The sequence below is a fragment of the Enterococcus sp. 2STP genome (assembly GCF_032465635.1).
In the GTDB taxonomy this organism is placed as follows: Bacteria; Bacillota; Bacilli; order Lactobacillales; family Enterococcaceae; genus Enterococcus_B; species Enterococcus_B lactis.
Map to the genome: position 1 here is coordinate 1 of NZ_JAWDJH010000008.1, position 4,946 is coordinate 4,946.

General features: G+C 31.5%; 6 protein-coding genes and 1 pseudogene. All 7 read left to right on the top strand.

Translation table 11 applies throughout. The features are described from left to right. The first annotated feature begins 80 nt into the window (after positions 1-80). The 7 genes and pseudogenes from RWU19_RS01925 (at position 81) to RWU19_RS01955 (ending at position 4,474) form a co-directional block, all read left to right on the top strand. The gene (locus RWU19_RS01925; protein WP_316002447.1) at positions 81-527 is read left to right on the top strand and encodes a hypothetical protein; all 447 of its coding nucleotides are present in this window, start codon (positions 81-83) and stop codon (positions 525-527) included. A 1-nt stretch (position 528) separates the two neighbouring features. Further along, positions 529-657: an XkdX family protein gene (locus RWU19_RS01930; RefSeq protein WP_002309137.1), complete on the top strand. Its 129-nt coding sequence runs from the start codon at positions 529-531 to the stop codon at positions 655-657. 47 nt (positions 658-704) lie between these two features. Further along, entirely contained in the window at positions 705-1,124 is a 420-nt protein-coding gene (locus RWU19_RS01935) for a phage holin family protein (RefSeq protein ID WP_316002446.1), read from the top strand. Further along, positions 1,121-2,141: pseudogene (locus RWU19_RS01940) on the top strand (N-acetylmuramoyl-L-alanine amidase). The gene RWU19_RS01935 and the pseudogene RWU19_RS01940 overlap by 4 nt, the downstream one beginning before the upstream one ends. A gap of 243 nt (positions 2,142-2,384) precedes the next feature. Further along, entirely contained in the window at positions 2,385-2,867 is a 483-nt protein-coding gene (locus RWU19_RS01945; protein ID WP_316002445.1) for a hypothetical protein, read from the top strand. Next, positions 2,861-3,490 carry a hypothetical protein gene (locus tag RWU19_RS01950; protein ID WP_316032182.1) on the top strand — a complete coding sequence of 210 codons (630 nt, stop codon included), beginning with the start codon at positions 2,861-2,863 and terminating at the stop codon, positions 3,488-3,490. Before RWU19_RS01945 ends, RWU19_RS01950 begins: the two co-directional genes overlap by 7 nt. A 9-nt stretch (positions 3,491-3,499) precedes the next feature. Next, complete coding sequence (locus RWU19_RS01955; RefSeq protein ID WP_316032183.1) at positions 3,500-4,474, top strand: hypothetical protein; 975 nt, start codon at positions 3,500-3,502, stop codon at positions 4,472-4,474. Positions 4,475-4,946: the final 472 nt, after the last annotated feature.

Sequence of the window (4,946 nt, forward strand, 5' to 3'; positions counted from 1 at the left end):
AATCAAAGACAGTAGATTTTGCACAGATAAATACGCTACACATTATGGAAATAGAATCTTAGATTAAAGGAGTGAAATAAATGAAAGATATTTGGAAGTATGGCAAGCCTGGTGGGGAATATGCCGGGAAAGTGTTAGATGATATGGTTATGACTGTCCCGTTTACTGATGTCCCACCATTAGAAGGAATTCGTTCAGATGGGGAACCTTTAACAATTGACGATCAACTGTTTGATCCTAAAGAAAACCGATGGATTGTTTTAACGAATGTATTGGATCACAATAAGCTAAATAATCTTGAAGCAGTGTATGAGGCACTGGAACATGAGAATGGTAATCTAAAACAGCTCAATGCCAAACTTATGCTAAACGATGTAGTAATTAAACAGGAAAATACTGCATTGAAAGAAAAAGCTGACAGTTTAGCACAAATCAATTCAAAGACAATGCTTGCTTCACTTCAAAATAGCAAAGACATTGAAGAAATTAAAGAGCAACTAAATCCAGGATCAGAAGGAGGCGAGTAGTATGTTTAGTTTTAGCGATGTGAAAATGATGTTTGACTGGGGCTGTTTTACAGAAGAACAGGTTCGTGAATTTGTTCCATTATGTATTACGGATGAAGAAGCGGATGAGATTATTAATAACGAAGAATAGAAGCGTACTCAAACGAGTGCGCTTTTTGTATAAAGGAGATATGGATAGTGGAAAAATATTTAAACACACTTTCAGTAATGACTGGGGTGATAGGCGGGACAATTGTTGGTTTACTGGGAGGGATGGACAATATACTACATGTTCTAATTTTTCTTGTGGGTGTGGACTTCTTGACTGGACTTGCGAAGGCATGGAAATTAAAAGAAGTGAGTAGCGAGGTCGGTTTCGAAGGATTATTGAAGAAAGTTTTAATCTTCGTGGTGATTGCCGTTGCAGTTGAAGCACAGAAAATCGTTGGAAACTCTATACCTCTAAGAGAAATAGTTATTATGTTCTATGTCGCAAATGAAGGGATCAGTTTTTTAGAAAACATTTCGGTATTCCTTCCGCTACCAGATAAGTTAAAAGAAGTATTTCAACAAATACGAAATGATACTGAAAACAAAGAACAAGGAGGAAACAAATGAAAAAGAAAGTTACTATTACTGCGATGAGCCTATTAACGGCTCTTTTTTTATTGCCAATTAATGGGTTCGCCTATACGATTAACAATGAATTTAATTTGGGCTCAAACGAAGGTAGCTCACAAGTAGCAAATAATCAGTACATTTTACTGCATGAAACGGCTAATGAAACAGCAACAGGACGCAATGAAGCGCAATATATGCAACGTTCATGGACTAGTGCTTACACTGCTTACATTGTGGGAGACGGTGGTATTGTTTACCAAGTCGGACAACCTGGTTATGTACAGTACGGTGCTGGTTCGTATGCTAATGCTAACAGTCCTGTGCAGATTGAGTTACAACACACACATGATAAAACAACTTTTGAAAAGAACTATAAAGCATATGTTGAATTGGCTAGAGATTCAGCAATGAAATATGGTATTCCATTAACATTGGACACGCCTTATAACCAACCAGGAATCAAATCACATTTTATGGGTAACACAAAATATCTGGGGCGATCATACAGATCCTTACGGTTATCTTTCTGAAATGGGTGTAAGTAAGGAAAAACTAGCTTACGATTTAGCTCATGGATTCACAGATGATAATCCAACTACTTCGGATGATAATCCAGTTATCGATCTGACTCGATCGGGTGCAGCAAATCCTACACTAACTGATGGAACAAACTATGCTCACATTGATCAGTTTGGGGAAATCGAATATGCAAACTTGCACGTTGCTGGTTGGCATATTGCTAACTATCAATACGAGTATATTTTTATTATGGATTACGATACTGGGAAAGAGCTAGCACGAGTAAAAGCTGACGGAGTATATAGACCAGATGTAAATCAAGCGTATGGGACATCTGGGGATGTTGGTTATCATGTATCTTTCAATATGCGTAATTTTCCTAATAAGAAAGTCTATGTCATGATGCGAGCAACGAATGATCCAGAGGGAAATACTAAAGGTGGAGCGCAAGATTTCCATGACAAACGTTGGTATTTAAATATTCCGCAACGATAAAAAAATAGCCCCTCGTTGAGGGGCATTACATATATCTAAAAACTACGACTATCAGTTTAAAGTTACTGTAATAGTAAATAGTATAAAAATCAATTAATAATGATTATATTAATCGAAATAGATATTATTGGTATTTGATTTATATTGTAAAAAAAAATAAATTAGCGTATTATTTATATATAATAATGGATTGTTTTACATTAAAAAAAGGTAGCTTTTGAGTCTTGGATAGGGAGACGGAACATGTATTATAAAAGATATAAGTTGTTTAAATCTCGAATTAATAATGGCATAGATGCAATTGAAATTAAAGGTGATTATTATCCCTTTGTTCGTTCTAAACTTGATGAAGGATATAGTCAGGTTGTAATTTCATCAGCTGTGATGTTAGATATCTTAGAAAAAATGTTTATTAATAAGCAAGCTAGAATAGTTACAATTGAATTAATTGAAGAAGATGACCAATACGAGCAACAAATACAACAATTGATTGCTAGCACGGTTAAGGATAGAGCATATTTTTATAACTTAATGAAAGAATTATCATTTTTATCAAAAAATGAATCTATAGAAATAAAAAGTATTAGAGTCCAGTATAGACTTGAGGAAAAGCCTATAGACATAAAGTTATCTGTTAATGGATTAATTAATGTAGGGGAGAACGAAAAAATAAAAAATGAGATATCATTCTTAGAAGAGATAATTTTGGAGAATATACCGTGCTGAAACTTGGTAGAGCACTTAAAGAATTAGTCCCTATTGCAGTTACTTTGTTTGCTGCTTTTTTTACTAGTATATTACCTATTAACTTTAAATTTATTCCTTCAGATAAAATTTATGGTATAAATTTAACGATTTATTCAGTTCTCTTCACTACTCTACTTAAAGGCCTTTTTTGGCTAGGTAGCTTATTTAAGAATAGGAAAACCTTTGTTAAAATTACATTTTCTGATAAAAAAACTAATTTTAAAGAAATTGATGAAATTCAATATGATTTTGAACCGGATGTAGATATAACAATGGTTTATTTCAAAGTTTATTTAGAAGGTAATCCTAAAAAATTTATAAATAAAAATATAGTAATATTATTACCGATGCAAGTTGAAGCCTACCCGATAGAACAATATTCGGATGACTGTAATATATCTAGTGACAAGAAACGAATTACGATAGATATAAGTAAATTATTTAATCGAAACAAGGTGAAAAGAATAGCAGATTCAAAAATTCTAGGCTTTCAAGTACTGAAGAATTATCCAGAAGTAGACAGCGGTTTAGAAGTATCAATCAATAATAATAAAAAAAATAAAATAAAACTTATAAATAATAAAGGCATATTCAGGAAGTGAGGATTTTACATGGCTTGGTTTTCTACCACTAGATGGTTAAATAATTCAGATATAACTTTAGATGAGTCTATCAATTTGTTAATGACCGATCATAAAGGGCTAAGAAACGATGGTAGTATACAGTATACTAATTTACAAAAACATAAATTATTCGATCAAAATCTTGAAATTAAGATTGAAAACCGTGATATTAAATACAATGTAATTGATTTTTCAATGAATTATACAATGCCTGGTATGACTAAGATGGATGAGCAAACATCTATAATACGTGGCATGATAATTGTATATACTGACGGTGCAAAAACTCAATATATTATTAATCGAAACTCAGATGCCCTTAAATTATTGCGTAGATTACATGGATATACTGGTAGAAATGAAATTGTTGAAAATAAATTTACTTTTAGTGATGATATTTTCATGTGGTTTGTAAAAACTGTATTTACAAAAGACAATGAGTTTTTATTTACAGATGCTCAGCAAAACGAGAAATCCTTGACTATTAATAGCATTATTGGTGTGAGAGGGGAAACTAAAGATGATAATACATTATCTGCACATGGTGATACTGTATTAAAACTTATAAGTACATTATCCTTTATCCTTGAAAGCAATTTATTAAAACAAATTATTTTGCGTTTAGAATATACTGGTCATGAGAATATGGAGTTAAAACTAAACGATAAAGGTGTAGTGTCTGTGGATATTGATTCTTATTCAGGTAATTATGAAGATTCAGAAGAAAATAAAAAAAAGGCTCAGCTATTGTTGCTTGTTTACCTAGATATTTTACCTAAATTAACTAAAATATATTATGATGAGCAAAGTGATGGAAACTGGAATATTGTAGAAAAAAATAATTTTTTTGAACTAATAGAAAATAATTTGTTTGATAGATTAAAAACAAGAAAGGAACAGGTTAGAGAAGAACAAGTAGAGGTGTTCTCTGATGAAGAGAAAAAAGAGCAGCAAGTTGGATAATTACACGAAAATCATAAAACCCCAACCAATCATCCTTGGTTGAGGTCTTTTTTTCGTTCTTCTGAAAAAGTTAAGCAAATAATAGACTAAAAAATAACCATGTGAGATAATGAACATAGAAAAAAGCTTCAGATACTCCCTCACCCTAGAGTCTTTCCCCAAAAGATAAGTATCTGAAGCTTTTTTCTTTTTATGACTTGGAAATAATAGCATAAAATAGTGTATTCTACAAATAAAAGATACATTCTAATACTATTTTTTATATAAAATAGTATTAGAAGAAATAAATAAAAATTTAGAAAAGCTTGCTAGTTAACTTAACAAGAAACAGTAATATAACATTGATTTCTTGATTTATTTTTTGATATTAAGAAGTAAATCGCTTATTGAATTATTTAATTCAGCTATGGTTGTTTGTATTAGTAACAAAGAACTTTGAGCATTGTTACTTTTTACATAAGATAATCTGTTA